General features: G+C 47.3%; 17 protein-coding genes. 11 read left to right on the forward strand and 6 right to left on the reverse strand.

Features of this window, described 5'->3' with window-relative positions:
* Nucleotides 1–10 precede the first annotated feature (10 nt).
* Nucleotides 11–1,006 carry an inorganic phosphate transporter gene (locus ASG81_RS29155; protein WP_056643224.1) on the forward strand — a complete coding sequence of 332 codons (996 nt, stop codon included), beginning with the start codon at nt 11–13 and terminating at the stop codon, nt 1,004–1,006.
* A 661-nt stretch (nt 1,007–1,667) separates the two neighbouring features.
* On the opposite strand, the gene ASG81_RS29160 is transcribed toward ASG81_RS29155, so the two are convergent.
* Nucleotides 1,668–2,195, reverse strand: coding sequence for a hypothetical protein (locus ASG81_RS29160; protein ID WP_056643227.1), 528 nt, complete (start codon nt 2,193–2,195; stop codon nt 1,668–1,670).
* 236 nt (nt 2,196–2,431) lie between these two features.
* On the opposite strand from ASG81_RS29160, the gene ASG81_RS29165 reads away from it, so the two are divergent.
* The 4 genes from ASG81_RS29165 (at nt 2,432) to rlmD (ending at nt 6,074) form a co-directional block, all read left to right on the forward strand.
* A complete protein-coding gene (locus tag ASG81_RS29165) occupies nt 2,432–2,722 on the forward strand; it encodes a YerC/YecD family TrpR-related protein (RefSeq protein WP_054026535.1) in 291 nt (96 codons plus the stop codon).
* A gap of 10 nt (nt 2,723–2,732) precedes the next feature.
* Nucleotides 2,733–3,515: a sirohydrochlorin chelatase gene (locus ASG81_RS29170; protein WP_056643229.1), complete on the forward strand. Its 783-nt coding sequence runs from the start codon at nt 2,733–2,735 to the stop codon at nt 3,513–3,515.
* Nucleotides 3,516–3,573: 58 nt separating this feature from the next.
* The gene (locus ASG81_RS29175; RefSeq protein ID WP_268795840.1) at nt 3,574–4,491 is read left to right on the forward strand and encodes a diacylglycerol kinase; all 918 of its coding nucleotides are present in this window, start codon (nt 3,574–3,576) and stop codon (nt 4,489–4,491) included.
* Nucleotides 4,492–4,571: 80 nt separating this feature from the next.
* Nucleotides 4,572–6,074: a 23S rRNA (uracil(1939)-C(5))-methyltransferase RlmD gene (gene rlmD, locus ASG81_RS29180; RefSeq protein ID WP_081417654.1), complete on the forward strand. Its 1,503-nt coding sequence runs from the start codon at nt 4,572–4,574 to the stop codon at nt 6,072–6,074.
* A gap of 159 nt (nt 6,075–6,233) precedes the next feature.
* Here rlmD and ASG81_RS29185 read toward each other — a convergent pair whose 3' ends face one another.
* The 5 genes from ASG81_RS29185 to ASG81_RS29200 form a co-directional block, all read right to left on the reverse strand.
* On the reverse strand, nt 6,234–6,920 hold the full coding sequence (locus tag ASG81_RS29185) for a hypothetical protein (RefSeq protein WP_056643232.1): 687 nt from the start codon (nt 6,918–6,920) through the stop codon (nt 6,234–6,236).
* A gap of 480 nt (nt 6,921–7,400) precedes the next feature.
* Nucleotides 7,401–7,559, reverse strand: a complete 159-nt coding sequence (locus tag ASG81_RS31540; protein WP_155972044.1) for a hypothetical protein — start codon at nt 7,557–7,559, stop codon at nt 7,401–7,403.
* Nucleotides 7,560–7,603: 44 nt separating this feature from the next.
* Entirely contained in the window at nt 7,604–8,743 is a 1,140-nt protein-coding gene (locus ASG81_RS29190) for a tetratricopeptide repeat protein (protein ID WP_056643235.1), read from the reverse strand.
* A gap of 43 nt (nt 8,744–8,786) precedes the next feature.
* Entirely contained in the window at nt 8,787–9,941 is a 1,155-nt protein-coding gene (locus tag ASG81_RS29195; protein ID WP_081417655.1) for a HupE/UreJ family protein, read from the reverse strand.
* A 91-nt stretch (nt 9,942–10,032) separates the two neighbouring features.
* A complete protein-coding gene (locus tag ASG81_RS29200) occupies nt 10,033–11,991 on the reverse strand; it encodes a PKD domain-containing protein (protein WP_056643244.1) in 1,959 nt (652 codons plus the stop codon).
* Between the two features lie 781 nt (nt 11,992–12,772).
* Between ASG81_RS29200 and ASG81_RS29205 the strand changes: the two genes are divergently transcribed.
* The 6 genes from ASG81_RS29205 to ASG81_RS29230 form a co-directional block, all read left to right on the forward strand.
* Nucleotides 12,773–13,336, forward strand: coding sequence for a hypothetical protein (locus ASG81_RS29205; RefSeq protein ID WP_056643247.1), 564 nt, complete (start codon nt 12,773–12,775; stop codon nt 13,334–13,336).
* A gap of 31 nt (nt 13,337–13,367) precedes the next feature.
* Complete coding sequence (locus ASG81_RS29210; RefSeq protein WP_235549079.1) at nt 13,368–13,754, forward strand: hypothetical protein; 387 nt, start codon at nt 13,368–13,370, stop codon at nt 13,752–13,754.
* A gap of 2 nt (nt 13,755–13,756) precedes the next feature.
* Nucleotides 13,757–15,166: a hypothetical protein gene (locus ASG81_RS29215; protein ID WP_056643254.1), complete on the forward strand. Its 1,410-nt coding sequence runs from the start codon at nt 13,757–13,759 to the stop codon at nt 15,164–15,166.
* An 11-nt stretch (nt 15,167–15,177) separates the two neighbouring features.
* Nucleotides 15,178–15,564: a hypothetical protein gene (locus ASG81_RS29220; protein ID WP_162255085.1), complete on the forward strand. Its 387-nt coding sequence runs from the start codon at nt 15,178–15,180 to the stop codon at nt 15,562–15,564.
* A gap of 290 nt (nt 15,565–15,854) precedes the next feature.
* Complete coding sequence (locus ASG81_RS29225) at nt 15,855–16,364, forward strand: M48 family metallopeptidase (protein ID WP_056643261.1); 510 nt, start codon at nt 15,855–15,857, stop codon at nt 16,362–16,364.
* A gap of 387 nt (nt 16,365–16,751) precedes the next feature.
* The coding region (locus ASG81_RS29230; protein WP_200961645.1) for an IS256 family transposase at nt 16,752–17,302 on the forward strand (551 nt) is incomplete at its 3' end.

The raw sequence follows: 17,302 nt of genomic DNA on the forward strand, positions 1-17,302 counted from the left end.
AGCCTTACTAATGGAATTAATCGTTCTGTGGATTGTTGTGTTTCTGGCGCTTTCGTTTGATTTTATAAATGGATTTCACGATACGGCTAATGCGATTGCGACCGCCGTATCAACGCGTGCGTTAAAGCCCCGGGTTGCTATCGTTCTGGCGGCATTAATGAACTTCATCGGCGCGATTACGTTTACCGGCGTTGCGGCGACAATCGGTAAAGGCGTCGCGAATCCGGCTGAATTAGAGCACGGCGTACCGATCGTAATTGCTGCTTTGCTGTCGGCTATCGCTTGGAACTTGATCACATGGTGGTTCGGTATTCCGTCCTCATCATCTCATGCTTTGATCGGCTCGCTGGCCGGTGCGGTAATCGCCGGAGCAGGTCTGTCTGCGATTAACAACGATGGATTAATTAAAATCGTTAAGGCGCTAGTCCTATCGCCGCTGCTCGCTTTCTCTGCCGGTTTTATTATTATGTGGATATTAAAATTGATTTTTGCAAAGTCAAGTCCGCATCAGGTGAACAAAGGCTTTCGTTTCGGTCAAATACTGACAGCTGCCTTTCAATCGTTCTCACACGGCACGAATGATGCGCAGAAGGCGATGGGTATCATCGTATTTGCGCTCGTTGCTGCCGGTCTTCAAGATACGATGGACGTTCCGCTCTGGGTTAAGATTTCCGCCGCGACAGCGATGGCGCTCGGTACTTCAGTCGGCGGCTGGAAAATTATTAAGACAATGGGTACGAAGATTTTCAAAATCGAGCCAATTAACGGATTCGCGGCGGATATCGGTTCCGCTGCCGTTATTTTGACAGCTACGATGATCCACTTGCCTGTAAGCACGACGCATGTCATTACTTCGTCGATCCTAGGTGTCGGCAGCGCGAAGCGCTTCTCCGCCGTCAAATGGGGCGTCGCAGGTCGTATCGTTATTTCGTGGATCATCACGATTCCGATCACCATACTTATGGCTATGTTCTTCTACTGGATTATTCACTTCTTTTTCCTATAAGGAATAGTGACGTAATCAAGCCAGTGAGATCGTGCAAGTTCTTTTTAATGAGATAGTGAGGAAAACCTCACTCGCCATGAACCTATGTTCATGGGGAATGAGATTTTTCTCACTATTTTTTGTGCTTTTTACGAAGCTGCCTGCGCTCCTCAAGCAGTAGTTTTGTGGATAACTATTATCGAATGCCGTCGAAATTTGCGCGTATACACATAATTAGTAACAGCTGTGTATGAATTTGAAGGTAAACAAAACCGTTTTTTGTTTATCAATTGATCGGGATATTCACAATAGAGTAACAGCTGTGCATGGGTCGCAATGAAGATGCTGCCGAAGCATGTCGAAGGTTGCCTTTGTGCACAGAAAATTTGATTTTCCTAGCACAAGATAAGAAGAGTTTTGTGGATATATCGGATAATGGCTTTATCCACAGCAGGATAAAGCGATTATCTCTTGTGTGAAAATGTGCATAAATATAAATAGCATCATAACAAATCGATTTATGCACAAAACGATCGTTGCTGCAGAAACGAAAACAGAGAGATATCAGAAATCATCGAATCGGCCGCAACATACACCCGCATGCACAAATCCCAAAATACAAAATAGGGCTGTCTCTCAGGTTTTTAAACCTGTTGAGACAGCCCCATGGCTTAAAAGGAAGTTATCTACGGCGTTTTGGCCGGCGGCGGCGGGCTGCGCCGCTGCCAGAGCCGGCGCTGGGCTTGCGGCGCTTGCGGCGCTTTGGTTTCCATTCGCCGTCGTCATCATCATCCGATTCGGAGGATGACTTTTTGAAAGAGCCCATCAGCACTTTAACAAGAGGCGCCATTTGGGAGACGCTTGACATCACCTTCTGCACCTTCTGAACCGTTGTAAGGATGCCGTCGATGCCGCCAATACGGTCGACAAAGCCTTTGATATCACTTAGGTTGGCAAGAGAGAAGCCGCCTGCTTTTGGGGGGGCGGTCGTTTCAATTAACTCAGCTGTTGACTCCGGTAAGACGACGGGCAGGATATCCTGCGTTAGTGGCGTCGATACTTCAGGCGGCATCGTTGGCAGGTCTCCGCCAAAGCTGAAGCCGCTTGATTTCACACCAAACGATTTGCTTGGCTGGCCTTGCGCTTGGCGGTGGCCGCCGTGCCAATCGTATTGCTGGTTGCCCGTACCGGGGTTATTGCGGTAATTCACACGGATCACAACCCTTCTTTTATAATAGTTTATGGTGTAGGCGAACATACGGATTGGACGAATGTCTCGGGTTGCGGAATTTTTTCTAGATAAATGCCCTGTGCTTGTATGTGTCTTTGCTTCAAAAAACAGCTGCCCGCCTCTTCTGTTCTGTAAAGCGTGAATACGGTAATGTTTGAAAAAAACGGGTAAAAAAGATACAATAGCTACATTAGTTTTAATAGGAGTGAATGCGTATGCAACTCAAAAAGCTTAACGATAAAGCAATAGATCAATTATTCGAAGCGGTTCTAACGTTAAAATCGGTTGAGGAATGTTATGTGTTCTTTGATGATTTGTGTACGGTAAATGAAATTCAGTCGTTATCGCAAAGACTTGAGGTTGCGCGTATGCTCGGCAAGGGCAGCACATACAATGCCATCGAGGCTGAGACCGGTGCCAGCACGGCAACCATTTCCAGGGTGAAGCGCTGTTTGAATTACGGCAATGACGGTTATAAAATGGCTTTAGAACGTCTCGGAAGGTAGGGCTCCTTCGATGAAGCCAGGCATTCTCGTAATCAGTCACGGCTCTAGAGAAACCGCGTGGGTAGAGCTAGTCGACGATGCCATATCGGCCGCAGCGGATTCGCCGCGCTTGTCTGGCGTTCCCATTGTGTCGTCCTTTCTTGAAATTATCGAGGGACGGCTTATTCAGGATGGAATCGATGAGCTTGAGCGGCAGGGCGTAACGGACATGTACGTGGTGCCGCTGTTCATATCCTCAGGCAGCACGCATGTGGACGAGATTGGGCAGGCGTTCGGTCTTCCATGGGTTACGGAGCTGGAAGGCGACCTCGGTACGTTTCGCGTTGCCGCAAAAGTTCATTATGGACAGCCGATCGACGATGATCCGGAAATCGCGGAGCTGCTCGCTCTGAACATCGCGGAATTGTCCTCGGAGCCAGGCAAGGAAGCCTTGCTGCTGATCGGCCACGGAAGCCAGGAAAAGGTATTCCATGAACGCTGGCAGGAAGGGCTGTTGAAGCTTGGTGAGCGGCTTCGCGCGCTTGGCGGCTTTAAGCGCGCAGAGTACGCGATGCTTCTGCCCGATCAAGCAGCATCGAAGCTTGCAGAGATGCAGGCGGCGAATCCGGAGGAAGCGGTCATTGTCGTACCGCTGTTCCTGAGCCAGGGTTATTTTACGAATCAAGTTATCCCGGCACGCCTTACTGGGCTTGAGTACCGGTATAACGGCAGGGCGATGCTGCCGCATTCGGCGATTGAACGATGGCTGGAGCGTCAGATGTACGATGGCCTGCAGCGTTTGAGTGAGAAGTAGAGGTTATCGTTTAGAATCTATATGATAGGTTTAGTGGATTGTTAGGGGTGAACCGAGGGTGGCAATCAAACGGGCGAGACTTATTTATAACCCGACATCGGGAAGAGAAGAAATGAAGAAACGTCTGCCTGATATTCTCCAGCGGCTGGAACAAGGCGGTATCGAAACGAGCTGTCACGCGACAATTGGTGAAGGAGATGCTACGCTTGCTGCAGCAGAAGCGGCGGACCGCGGCTACTATGATTTAATCATTGCGGCGGGCGGCGACGGGACGCTTTATGAGGTCATTAATGGATTGACGAGCAAGCCTAACCGGCCTCCGCTTGGCATTTTGCCGGTGGGAACAACAAATGATTTTGCACGGGCGATGGGTATTCCGAAGCATTGGGAGTATGCGGTCGATCTGATCGTTCAACAATACAGCCGGCCGATTGACGTCGGGAAGGCGAATGATCGTTATTTTATTAACATAGCCGGTGGAGGCTCCTTGACGGAGCTGACCTACGATGTGCCAAGCAAGCTGAAGACGATGATCGGGCAGCTCGCTTATTATATGAAGGGCATGGAGAAAATGACCCGTCTTCGCCCGACCGAGCTGACCTTTCAAGCGGCCGGCGTAGGCGAGTTTCATGACGAGTTCATGATGTTCCTCATTTGTAACAGCAACTCGGTCGGGGGCTTCGAGCGCTTAGCGCCAGACTCGAAGCTGGATGACGGCTTGCTCGACGTCCTGCTGATTCGTAAATGCAACCTGCCGGAGTTTATTAAGCTGGTGACGCTCGCACTGCGCGGCGAGCATTTGAACGATCCGCATGTCATTCACTTCCGGACGAACGAATTAAAGGTGACAACGCCGGATTACGTGCAAATTAACCTCGACGGCGAATATGGCGGCGTGCTGCCATGCACGTTTTCAGTGCTGCCGTCGCATTTGCGTATTTTTGCGGATGAAACGGGCGAATCGACTTACCGTTAAGTGCGGATGAATGCAGGAATATGGGGATAATAGCTATTAGCGTATAAGGAATCGCATTGAAGATAGAGCGGAGAGAATTTATGCATAAAGGGAAAAGCAGAGGCGGCAAGGGAAGATCGCGTGGCGCAGCTCGTACGAGTGCAGCGGCGGTTCCAGTGGATGCGCCTTTTCAGAAAAATGAAGAAGTCACCGTCGATATTATCGGCTTGACGCATGACGGAGAAGGGGTAGGCCGCGCTGACGGCTTTACCCTTTTTATTCAGGGAGCTCTTCCCGGTGAACGCGTGCGGGCGAAGGTCATAAAGGTGAAGAAGCAGTATGGGTATGCCCGGCTTGAAGAGCTGATGCTTCAGAGCCCGTCGCGCCTCGAGCCGCCTTGCGATATTTATAAGGAGTGCGGCGGCTGCCAGCTGCAGCACTTCGATTACTCCGCGCAGCTGGAGTGGAAGCGGCAGCATGTTGTGGATAATCTGACGCGGATTGGGAAGCTGCAGGTTGCGGGGGAAGGAAGCCGTGAAGATGGAGAGAATGCGTCTGCAGGGATTGTTGTCCACAAGACGGTTGGCATGGACAAGCCATGGCGTTACCGCAATAAAGCTTCGGTACCGATTGGCAGAGATTCTAGTGACGGACAATTGATCGCAGGCTTCTACGCGCGCGGCAGCCATCGGATCATCGATATGGACGATTGTCTAATTGAGCATGAGCACAATGACGAAGTGATTCGCGTCGTGAAGCGAATCGGACGCGAGCTCGGCGCTTCGCCTTACGAGGAAGAAACGGGCCGCGGCGTGCTGCGCCATGTGATGGCGCGGACTGGCGTGGTGACTGGCGAGATCATGGTCGTGCTCGTAACGAACGGCAAGAAGCTGCCGGAAGCGGATCGCTGGGTTGCGCGTATCCGTGAGGAGCTGCCTGGCGTGAAGAGCATTGTGCAGAACGTGAATGAGCGCAATACAAACGTTATTTTTGGTGATGAGACTCGCGTCCTCTGGGGCAGTGAGGTCATCTATGACGAGCTCGACGGCATCCGCTTCGCGATCTCGGCAAGATCGTTCTATCAGGTGAACCCGATGCAAACGGTGGAGCTTTACCGCAAAGCAGTAGAGTATGCGGGATTGACGGGATCGGAGACTGTTATTGACGCTTATTGCGGTATCGGGACGATATCGCTGTTCCTCGCAAGACAAGCCGGCCGCGTCTACGGCGTGGAGATTGTACCGGAGGCCATTGAGGATGCGGCCCGCAATGCCGAGTTGAATGACATCACGAACGCGTCATTCGAGGCGGGACCTGCGGAGGTCGTGATCCCGCGCTGGCGCGAGGAAGGGATTACGGCGGATGTTATCGTCGTCGATCCGCCCCGCAAAGGCTGCGATCCTGCGCTCCTTGAGACAATTCTGGCTATGCAGCCGGAGCGAGTCGTTTATGTGAGCTGCAACCCGTCCACACTGGCCCGGGATTTAAGAGTGCTGGAGGATGGCGGGTATCAGACGGTTGAGGTCGTGCCTGTGGATATGTTCCCTTGGACGGTTCATGTGGAATCGGTTGCTTTGCTCGTGAGGGTTAATACAGAGAGTTGAAAACCTGATATCTATTGGGTTTTAGGCATAAAAGAACGTAAAAATGACGCTAGGAAGAGTTGATCCTGAGCGTCATTTCATTTGTCCTGAAATCTGATTTGTAAACAAAGATTCGAACTTATCGGCAGCACTGAAATTATTCTTTCGTGCGGAATTCGATCAACCCTTAAGCCAGAGATCGTTTTTACTGAAGTAATTCTCCAGATAAGCCGCCTCTTCTTTATACACAGCGAGCAGCCTTCGCAAAATTTCGAATTCGTCTTCTGGTTCCTTTTTGTTTTTACGAAGTTGTATTTTCCATTTTTTTTCTACAGGGATGATCATCACAATCGAATGACCACCTACCGCGGTCGCAATTATTTGCTTATCGTAAACCAAATCTATCAGTTGAGAAGGGTGGAAAATGCTTGAGAAAGCAAAGTATGAGCCTTCTTCTTGTAGCCTTAAGGCCTCTTCCAGCAATTCGTTCGTCTGTTTGCGGTTAAACGTAGGTGGGGTGGTTAGCTGTTGTGCCCATAATAAAATCAACCCTTTTTCTTCATAGGTGAACATAAAAGCGAAAGCATACAGGGTATAGATTCGGTTATTGTACATGGTGAACAGTTGTTCGATCTCTTGCTTCACGATTGGCCTTAATTGAGTAAAATCTATATGCGCAACATTCCCTTCCTTAAGAATAGGAGCAGTATAGGAATCGGGATGGAAATGAAACAACACATAGCTTGGGTCTTTTTGGTTTTGGATTATAAACGGGTAATACTCTGCAAGTTGGCTCATGTTATCCAGATTTAGTTTCATTGTTCCGTGCGTTTCTCGACGTACACATGTCATTAACGAAGGTAACATAAGAGCCCTCCTTGCTGTAGATTGTTTATTTTGGGGTTTGAAAAAACAGTAGCGCCTCAGTACGATAGGAATACTCAACCTGTCAAAATTCCGTCATCCAGGAGAGTGCTGTACTATAAAGTTTAAAGTGAAATTCAAACAAAATCAACTCAATTTCTTGTTATATGTAATATTATCTAACATTTATGATTAAAAATCCGAAAAACTCATTCTACAATCAATTTTTTAAGTCATGTTTAATGACATTAGGTCCCGGCCTTCGTTGATCGGAAACTACCTGCCATATCATTATAAAGGATTTTTTTCTGTGTGGACGTTAAGATTATAGAATATTGTGAAGATTATGAGAACATTAATGCAACGCTAGTGGACAATTATATATGGTCGTTAGCACTTTAGAAGCAGATCATCCAATGAGAATCGTGTGGTTCGGGATTTTGATGCAATGGATAATGGAGAATTAAATTCAAATTGTCTGGATCAGTCTTCATTACAGTTTTCATTTAATATATTCTTCTTTTTTGAAAAAATAAAGGCATAAACGGTGTTAATCAATATGGCTGCAGCGGCCGAACTCCAAAATAACATCATAATTAAGGCAGCCACAGGATCTATATCAGCCTCTATTAAAGTGTTCATTTTTATCTTCCTCCTTTGCGGATTTTCTCACATGATGACGGCAATTACACCGGTGTGTAAACAATCATGTAATAAGTCATGAAAGAAGCGGCAGCCATATGCAAACAACTTATCAAAACATAAACCAATCTGCCTGTTTTCAATGACATCGGGGCAAGAAGCCTTATTATCATAAGCGAGAGGATTGATAAGCCCAACAGGCCAAAGAAAAACCTCAGGTCGACTGCCTGCTCTTCAGTTATTATTAGGAACAAGACAGGACCTAGTGATATTAGGGCAAGAAGTAATAAAGGCGCAACAAGCTGCCTGGAATAATTTTGTAAATTGAAATGCTGCCAAAACTTTATGGGAATTAGCAATATTACCACCGATATAAAATACAAAAGGGAAAGCATGAATCCATACCACATGTTCCTTAGGTTTATAATATTGGTTTTTTTCACTGCATAATTAAAGTGTTCTCCCGGATTTCCCAGCACCATTACCTGATCCAGGGCCCTGATAGCCTTGCCGAAACTATGTTGCTTAATAAGTATGTCGGAATACAACTTCAGGGCCAGGGCTTTGTCTGTACTTGACATGCTGACCTTGTCAAAGCTGTTTATGTATTTTTCCGCATGCTTTCTCGCCTTTTGATATTGGGTAGTTTCAAAATATTTGATAGCCAAATAGATATGCATTTCGGGCGCAGTTAATGCGTTCTCACTCTTTGAAAGAATTGTTTCGACTTCCTTCAGGCTTTCTTTGATGCGAATATTATCTTCTTCTAACTGGATTTTTCTAAAATCTCGCAATGCTTGCCATTCAGAACGTCTTTCATTTAGATAAGCAACTCTTTCCCGAAAGGTACTAGCAAATTTCCCCTCAGGAAATTGGACAAGATACTTTTCATAAAAGGACAAAGCTCTTTCAAAATTAAAAAGATAATTATCATAGATATGGGTCAACTGCCTGTAGACCGTTTCATTATTCAAATCCGGATTCTTTGCCAGAAGTTCTTCCAAAACTAAAGCCGCCTGCTCATAATTTTTGTCAACAAAGAATTGGTTCGCTTTATTGCTGTATTCCTGTTCAAGGTCGTGAGAAGTGTTTTGAGCCATGCTTGTGCTAGGACTTGTAATTAAGATAATTAGAGCAATCATAATTGAAAAAAAAAATATATATGGTGATTTAATTTTCTTCATGTACTTCTCCTTCCTATTGTTTCTTAGAATAACATCTAGATGATTAGAACGGTACCAGTTGCAGGTTGAATACCCGCTCGACAAGCCAGATCAAACCAAGGATAAAAATGACTGCGGACGCTACAATGGTTATTCTTCTAATATCGAACTTTTTCCTCATCAGCTGCAGAACAGGCAATATGATTAATAAGATCATCAGTTGTCCCATTTCCACGCCGACGTTAAACGAGACTACCGAGAGAACAAGATTCGATTTTCCTGCGATGAACTCCTGAAGAACGCTGGCAAAGCCGAATCCATGAATCAATCCGAAGATAAATGTTACCAGCCATCGATAATTGACCTGTTTTGCGAAAAGGTTTTCCAACGCGACATAACAGATGGAGAGGGCGATCACGCTTTCGACAAACTTGGAGTTCAGAGTGACAACCTGCATTGCCGCCAGCAGCAAAGTAATACTGTGCGCCACAGTAAAGGAAGTGATAATCTTTATGGCTTCCCTAGTGGATAAACCTATCACAATTAAAGCAACCAGGAATAATATATGGTCATATCCGGTTAGGATATGTTTGATTCCAAGCGATAAGAAGGTATATATGCTCGACCAAAAAGCGGCGGCTTTAGATTGAACGGAGAATTCCCATACGGTATTTTTGGAGTCTAATGTATACTGCAAATCCGGTTGGGTATAATCGAAGAGCTTCTGCACCGAGTCGTCATCGGCATCGGAAAAATAGACCAAGCCAATATTCACATGATCATTTTTGGTTTCTTCAAATAACAGCCGGTAATCAATCTTTACCTTTTTGTCTTGCCAGTCAAAATTTATATCGCTTACCCTCAGCCATATTTTCCACAATGTTCCTTCCCGCTCTATTTTGTCAACCTTTACCGGGTAAGAGCGGTCATCGACGGAAACCGACAGCTTCTCGTTGATGTAAGGTTGAATAATGCCGGTTGCCATTTCCCGGAGCTGCTCATCGGTGAGACTGTCAAGGTCAGGGCCGAGTTCTTTGATCCCTCTTATTTGCTGAAACAAGGGCGGCCCGAGCTCAATGGCGGCCAGAATGCGATCCTTGCCAACGACCCATTTTGATCCTCCCAGATTCAATTCATGGGCGAAGGCGGGTGAAGCTATGAAAAGAAATGAAGCGATCAGGATCAATGACACTAGTCTTCTGAACCATTGTACTGGCATGACGATATCCTCGTTTCTTCTTTGAGTTAATGAGCGGCCGCAGGGAAAACCCTGCGACCGCCTGTTTAATCATGCTGCGAAAAAAAAGATCTTACTGGTAAGTCACTACCAACTTAGGAGCTTTCGTAGCTCCGACTTCGTATGCCGCCGCGGTCCGCTCACCGGTACCGGTGACGACAAAGACCATGGAATTGTTTTGTACCCAGCCAGTGCGGTTGACGATTTCCTGGACAACGCTCTTCAGATCCGGAGTCCGTTGGTCAGCCCCGGCTGCTCCTACCGTATTCCAAGCGACAGGGCTCCAAGCAACGGAAGCGGTCGTGGTGGCACGGGAGGAGATGTTATAAGTCGACGTGGTGAAGGTGCCCGGGTTATCAGCTGCCTGCCCCTTGACGGTCAGGTTGGTAGTACCGGAGTTCACCTCATCCACGGTGAATTGGATGAAGGCGTTAGTAATGGTTTTACCTTTCGGCACGTTAACGTTGTTGAAGCGCATTCCGACGTACTGGTTGCCGGTGGTCGCGGTGTCGTACACCAACTCCAAGTCGGAGCTTGTGAGGGACATGGTGCCGCCGGTCTGACGCTGCTCGGCATCATCGCTGCCAGCACTGACTTGGGAAGAAACTGTAGTGGAAGTACCAGAAGCATTTACAGTGACGACCACTGTGTCAGAGGCAGAAGCCCCACCGTTATCTGTAACCGTAAGAGTCAATGTATGTGTACCAACAGCCAGGCTGACGCTCGGAGTGGCGCCGGTGGCAATCTGGGTTGCCCCCTCTTTCCAGACATAGGAAGAGATCGTTCCGTCCGGATCGCTGCTTGCGGACCCGTTCAGGGTAACTGTTTGGGAGCCGTTGCCGTCGCTGTCGGTCACAGTCTGGTCAGGGCCGGCATTAGCCACTGGAGACTGGTTGCCGCCGGAACCGCCGCCTTGGGCAACAGATACGGTCTCGATCACCGTGCCGTCTGCACGGCGGGCGGTCATGGTCATTGTGCTTCCTGCAACGTCGAACTCGGTTAAGTGGTGCGACATATCCGTTTTGACGATATTCGGCCAGGTAGAGTTAGGAGTATACAGGGAAGCGCCGCCGCCGCCGGAAGTAACGTACTGGATATTGTCGACGACCGCACGGGCATAGTTATGGTTGTGTCCATTGAGGTACAATTGTACCCCATATTGCTTCAAGACGGGATGGATGTCGGTCTGGACATAGCTGTTGTTCGAATGAGTGCCGGCACCCCACCCCGGCTGATGGCCCATCACTACCTTCCACGGCTTGGTTGTGGAGGCAAGGTCGTTGATCAGCCAGTTGTACTGGGCCGAGCCGGAGGTAAACGTGGCATACTCGTCAAGCACTACGAAATGGACCGGACCGTAATCGTAGGACCAGTAGTTGTTAGCCACGTACGGATATGGGAAGTACTTGTTGTAGACCGTGCCTGTACCCTCATGGTTGCCCCTTGCCCCAATCATAGGAACCTCGGCCTGGAGGGCGTGAATCTGCGGGTAGGTGGTCCCGGAAACGAAGTGATGTGCAGTCCAGTCGCTCTCGGTATCGACGCCGACAAAGTCCCCGCTGTTCAGGAGAAGGGTCTGGTAGGCCGGGTCGGCGGCATAAGCCGCACGTGCCTTGGCAGCTACCTTCTCTTGGTTAGCCGGGTAAGTGCGGCTGTCGCCGTAGGAGAGGAACTTCACGGATGTAGCGGTGCTCGCCGGTGCGGTGCGGAAAGAACCAGCATGATCGTCCACATTATAGTAGTACTTGGTGCCAGGCGTCAGCCCGGTGATGGTGTACTTATGCTGGTAGGCGGAATTATACGTCCCGACGGTCGCTTGCCCCATCGAATAAGTGGTGTCGGTACCCCAGCTGATGACGTTCGACTCGTTCACGCTCGTCTGCCAAAGGACGCTCATTGAGGTGTTGGAACCTTCGAACAGCAGATACGGCCCTTTTAAGATGTTGCTGGCAGCTGACGCGCTGTACATACCAACGGTGAGAAGAATACTAATAACACAGAGAACCAATAAACCTTTCCACTTAGCTTTCATCTTTTTCTTCCCTTCTCTACTCTTTTATTAGGAGTCGAAATTACGGAAAACCACCGCACCGTGCGGTCTAAAGCTGAAACTAAAAAAAGTCTTATTTACCTCCTTTTACCACTAGCATCCCAGCTGGCAGCACACCGCTGCCACCTCGGCTGATTTACTTCCATCTTTCTTTCCTCTTGTACCACGAAAGAGTTTGCGGTTAACAGATATTCCCGTAATCAAACTGCCCAAGCATAGTATACTAATTAAACTTAAAAGAATCTTTTAAGTTTAAGTTAAGTAATTATTAAATACCTGTAAAATATTATTTAAAATAATATATATAAAATGCATTATTAAAAATAATATATAGAAAATGCACTATTTAAAAATTTAAAACAATATATATAAAATGCATTGAAGAAGGTAAATACCTAACCAGGGCGATATCACCACGGAATGGAGATCGAGTTTATCCGCAGGATCGGTGAGTTTCGCAAAGACGACCGAATACAGGAGATCATCAAGAGTCGCGGCCCTCAGCTGCTCGCATAACCTCCAAAGAACGGCACTGCCCCGGTGCCGACGATCAGCACATCATATTCGGTTTCCTTCATCTGCTCGATCGGGGTAAGCTACTCATGTTTTGCCTGCTCTGACTTCCACTTATTCTCAGACTTACAATTACTTAAACTCGCCATAACATTTCTGTTACAATTCTTCTCTATGCTTAATCGATATGACAAGTCATATCAATCGAATAAGAATCAAGTAAAGCCCGAAAGAGAGAGATGGACAGCCGATGAGATCATTGTTCACTGCAAGAGATTTTGCGATTACGCAAGCGAGTGTAGCCGCTCTCCTTTTTTTATCAATCCCTTTGTTCAATGTCATAGGTTTCAGCAACCATAAGCTGATGGCCATCCTGCACGGATTGGGCGCGACCGTCACCGTCATCATGAGCTGCCAAACGATTCATCTGACCTATCCCATGCTGCGGGGCAAGAATGGGGCCGCGGCCAGCCTGGAATGGACGCTCTGGCTGACGAATCTTATGGTTCTGCTCACGATCGTGTTCGGCAACTGGCTCTACATCGCTTACCGGGCGCCGGACGGTCCCCAGGAGTGGCTGATGTACCATAGCCCCGCGGCACATTTGATCGTGATGGAATATAAAGAATTCGTCTCGCTGTACCCGCTCCCTCTGGGAATTGCGGCGGCCGTTTTATTGCGCCGGTTTCGCCATGCTCTCGAACCGGGCTCGGCGGCAAGCAGGATCATCGTTTTATTGATCACGCTATTCTGGATCTGTTTGCTGATCGGATTTGTGTTTGGCATCGGCTTGGCGAGACTTAGAATGGTATGATTTTCAACACGGTTGAAAGGGGGAGAAAATCGTGCAAGCGCACAAGCAACGAAAAACAGGCGAATTCGCTGCCGTTCTGCTTTCGGTATGGCTCGGTATCGCAGCGACAACGGTCTGTCACTTATGGAGCGTTTACGATCCGGTCAGAGCCGATCCGATTTTGTTGAAGATGGGTTCCTGGATGCCCGGTTGGTGGAGCATTGGTCCCTATGCCGGCAAAGAAACGGCAGGACTGCTCGTCTGGTTGGCCGCATGGGCTATATCCCACTGGACGATCGGACGGAAAGAGGTTGCTCTGAAACCATGGATGATCGTATTTGCCGTTGCCTTTTTTGCGAATCTGATCGTCATCTGGCCGACGGTTTACCACGCCATACTGGGCTGGCCGAACATGCCGAACACTTTGCCGGGAGGCTAATCATGTCCATCATATACAAATATAAACTTTCTTTGTTACTGTATGTGTCCTTGTGTCTTCTGTTTCTTTCCTTCTATTGGACAAACGTTCCGACGGAAGGAGTCAAGTCATCCGCCCCGTCGTCCATGTCGTTTCGATTCGGTTATTTCTGCCAACATGAAGGGGAAGTCGGGGAGTGGATCAAGCAATTCGGAGACATTTCGTTTTTTGCCGCGCCTCATCAGCTGCTGCAGCGTCATCCGGAAGCGCAAACGTTTCAACTTTATCCCATATTTGACGGTTCTACGACGGAAAACCGTTTCAACGAAGCTTATCCTCATGTGCCTGCCGAGACGCTTCCGGGTTACGGGAAATCTTTCTATACGGTCAGTAACGGAAACGCCAGATTATTCTTTCTGAACGCCGATCGTTTATCGGATGCGGGAGACCGCCAGTTGGAATGGATCCATCAGACGGTTGACGAATCTAAGCCAACGTTCACCTTTGCATGGCTGAGCGAAGATCCGAAGCTTCCCGAGATATGGAACGCGTTCAGAGCCGCCGGAATTAACGCGGTTTTCATCCGCGATTCCGTCTATACCCTTAAATTGGCCGTTGAACAAATGCCTTCCAATTATGTGCCCGCCGAATATGAGGGCTGGGGAGTATGGGACTTGTCCAAGCTGATGGAAGCGCCCTTCATTACGGTAATTGAAGCGAATGATGAAGCACTGTTCATTAAGGCCGAGAATAAACAGGGACAAGTGCTGGATCAACTGGAACAGGATGCGCAGAACCTGGCTTCGTGGAACCTGGCTTCGTTGGAAAAAAAACAGGAAATCTCGCTTGTAGGCATACAATCCTTATGGCGCTACCATCCGGGCAGCGAGGCGATCAAATTCGCCATACCGGAAGGGATCGATGTGACGGGAGAGGGTCCGATCATTGAAACTTCTCACACGGAAACTGTTCAACTGCCTGCTTACGATTGGCGCAGTCCGGAATACGACGATTCCTCCTGGGAGACCGGCAGGGCTCCTTTGGGACATACGAATAACAGGGAGCGGCAGGGTTATGTTCAAACAAGCTTGGAGGCCGTGAAGTCCCCGACTTATTATTTTCGCAAGTCGTTTGAATTGGATAGCGATCCGGGGGATTTGTCCGGTTTATATTTGCATATCGCCTATGAGGACGGATACGTCGTTTATCTGAACGGTCAGGAAATATCCCGGGATGCCATTCGAACCGGGCTATTAACCGAATCGTCGCTTGCGTTTCCGAATGAATTTTCCTTCTTTCGAAGAATTGATCTAAAAGCCCATTTGAACAAGCTTGTGAAGGGACCCAATATCATCGCCGTTGAAGTGCACCGCAGCCACCCCGCCTCGCCCAATCTGTTCTTTGACCTTGCCTTGTCTATTGAATCAAATTGAAAGGAACGTGGATGATGCGGACAGACCTGATGAATTGCATGAGAAAACCGGCGGGGAGAAACGTATCATCATTCTTGCTAATCGTTTGCCTTGCCGTCTTCACGACCGGATGCATCGCCGCTCCATCCGGTTCGATTCCGTATGCCGACATTGCCGTTACGAATAATTATCTGATTGTCAATAACCGCAGCGGAGATGCCAGGTACGATGTTCAAATCACCATTGACGACAAGTACACATATGAAGCGGATGTGCTGTCCCTCGGCAAATCCAGCCTGCCGTTAGATGAATTCGTTGACGATCGGGACCATCGTTATAAACGCGGGCTGTTGAACATCCGTAATGTGACGATCTATATGCCCGACACGGTGGACGGCGAAGTATACTATCGTTGGTAAATCGCGGCAAGGAGAAAACATGGGATAGTAATACAGCCCATTGGCAGGCAGGTGTTCAACCTTGTAGTATATGTTGTTATAAAGAATGGAGTAATATCTATTTTAAATGGTCCATTCAACCTCATGCCTCCCTTCACGGGGAGGTTTTTTCATGAAAACATATACTTGCTGACGGATTAGTGTCGATGAGATAGTGTATAATGAAATGAAATGGATTGTTCGAGGTTCATAAGTAATTATCAGAAGTTAAGCTTTTATGATTTAGAAATCACCTTATAGGAACGATGATGATGAAAATTGAATTTGAAAATAAGACGATAGAAGTTAATGTTCTATATGGCATTAGAAAAAAGATTTCGATTCATATCGATTCTATGGGTCTCATAACCGTTAAAGCTCCTAATGGTACAAGTAATGAGATGGTTATGAACGCCGTGAAACATCATGGGAAAAGGATCTTGGAACAATTACATACGATTGCGGAAGCTCGTAATATTCCTAAGACAAGGGAGTATCAAGATGAAGGAAAGTTCCTTCATCTTGGGAAATATTATTTTCTCCATGAGTTAATCGAGACGAAAGAGCTAAATGAAGAAGAACTGAAAAATAGTCTTAAGAAGTTCTATTTCTCAAGCTGCAAGAAGATTGTAGGGGAACGAATCAAAATTTATCAAACTCAGCTGAAAGTAAAACCCAAAACGATTGAGGTAGTTGAGTCTAGAACCAAGTGGGGAAGCTGCAGCTCGGATAAAAAAATAAGAGTCTGTAAAATTCTTTGTGTAAACTCCAAAACCTATTAAAATAGGAATAGACGAAAGGTTGGGAGAACACATGGGACTTTGGACGAAACAGCAGCTACGTGCTTTCATTAAGGAGAATAATTTGGTCACAGCTTGAGAAATAGAACTTCTTAAGACTATTTTTCAGTTCTATTTTTTCAATCAATTTATAAAAGATCATAAAGAACATCATTGTGACCATGATAAAACCAATTAGAAATATTATGAGCATATTAGAGCACGTCCTAATCTTATTTAATTGATTAATTCAATACKTATTTATCTATACAAAGTTGCGCTATACTGCCMGTTAGTTTAATAAAATGAGCAGGCTACGAGTCTGTAAAATTCTTTGTGTAAACTCCAAAACCTATTAAAATAGGAATAGACGAAAGGTTGGGAGAACACATGGGACTTTGGACGAAACAGCAGCTACGTGCTTTCATTAAGGAGAATAATTTGGTCACAGCTAAGGACGCTCAGGATGCGCTTAAGGATCTCTTCGCTGAGACGATCCAGGAAATGCTGGAGGCTGAGATGGACACTCATCTGGGCTACGAGAAACATGATGTGAAGACCAAAACAACACCGAACAGCCGCAACGGAAAGAGTAAGAAAACCGTGGTAAGCGARTATGGTGAGCAAGAGATTTCCGTACCTCGCGACCGTCTTGGTGAGTTTGAGCCGCTTGTCGTGAAGAAGCATCAGTCGAAYGTGACTGGCATTGAAGAGCAAATTATTGCGCTCTATGCGAAAGGCGTCAGCACGCGTGAAATCCAGGATCACTTGCAGAATATGTACGGCATCGAGGTCTCTCCTACGCTGATCTCGAACGTGACCAACAAGATCGTACCGATGATCAAGGAGTGGCAGAATCGGCCGCTGCAAGGCGTCTACGCGGTCGTATTTCTCGATGCTATCCACTTCAAAGTAAAGCAAGACGGCGCCATTGTAAACAA

Source organism: Paenibacillus sp. Soil522 (assembly GCF_001428245.1).
In the GTDB taxonomy this organism is placed as follows: domain Bacteria; phylum Bacillota; class Bacilli; order Paenibacillales; family Paenibacillaceae; genus Pristimantibacillus.

What these genes read in the sequence shown, in the direction of transcription:
- ASG81_RS29205 (WP_056643247.1), top strand. Translation starts at nt 12,773, where the DNA reads ATGAGATCATTGTTCACTGCAAGAGATTTTGCGATTACGCAAGCGAGT.
- ASG81_RS29220 (WP_162255085.1), top strand. Translation starts at nt 15,178, where the DNA reads ATGATGCGGACAGACCTGATGAATTGCATGAGAAAACCGGCGGGGAGA.
- ASG81_RS31540 (WP_155972044.1), bottom strand. Translation starts at nt 7,559, where the DNA reads ATGAACACTTTAATAGAGGCTGATATAGATCCTGTGGCTGCCTTAATT.
- ASG81_RS29200 (WP_056643244.1), bottom strand. Translation starts at nt 11,991, where the DNA reads ATGAAAGCTAAGTGGAAAGGTTTATTGGTTCTCTGTGTTATTAGTATT.
- ASG81_RS29195 (WP_081417655.1), bottom strand. Translation starts at nt 9,941, where the DNA reads ATGCCAGTACAATGGTTCAGAAGACTAGTGTCATTGATCCTGATCGCT.
- rlmD (WP_081417654.1), top strand. Translation starts at nt 4,572, where the DNA reads ATGCATAAAGGGAAAAGCAGAGGCGGCAAGGGAAGATCGCGTGGCGCA.
- ASG81_RS29215 (WP_056643254.1), top strand. Translation starts at nt 13,757, where the DNA reads ATGTCCATCATATACAAATATAAACTTTCTTTGTTACTGTATGTGTCC.
- ASG81_RS29170 (WP_056643229.1), top strand. Translation starts at nt 2,733, where the DNA reads ATGAAGCCAGGCATTCTCGTAATCAGTCACGGCTCTAGAGAAACCGCG.
- ASG81_RS29190 (WP_056643235.1), bottom strand. Translation starts at nt 8,743, where the DNA reads ATGAAGAAAATTAAATCACCATATATATTTTTTTTTTCAATTATGATT.
- ASG81_RS29225 (WP_056643261.1), top strand. Translation starts at nt 15,855, where the DNA reads ATGAAAATTGAATTTGAAAATAAGACGATAGAAGTTAATGTTCTATAT.
- ASG81_RS29155 (WP_056643224.1), top strand. Translation starts at nt 11, where the DNA reads ATGGAATTAATCGTTCTGTGGATTGTTGTGTTTCTGGCGCTTTCGTTT.
- ASG81_RS29165 (WP_054026535.1), top strand. Translation starts at nt 2,432, where the DNA reads ATGCAACTCAAAAAGCTTAACGATAAAGCAATAGATCAATTATTCGAA.
- ASG81_RS29185 (WP_056643232.1), bottom strand. Translation starts at nt 6,920, where the DNA reads ATGTTACCTTCGTTAATGACATGTGTACGTCGAGAAACGCACGGAACA.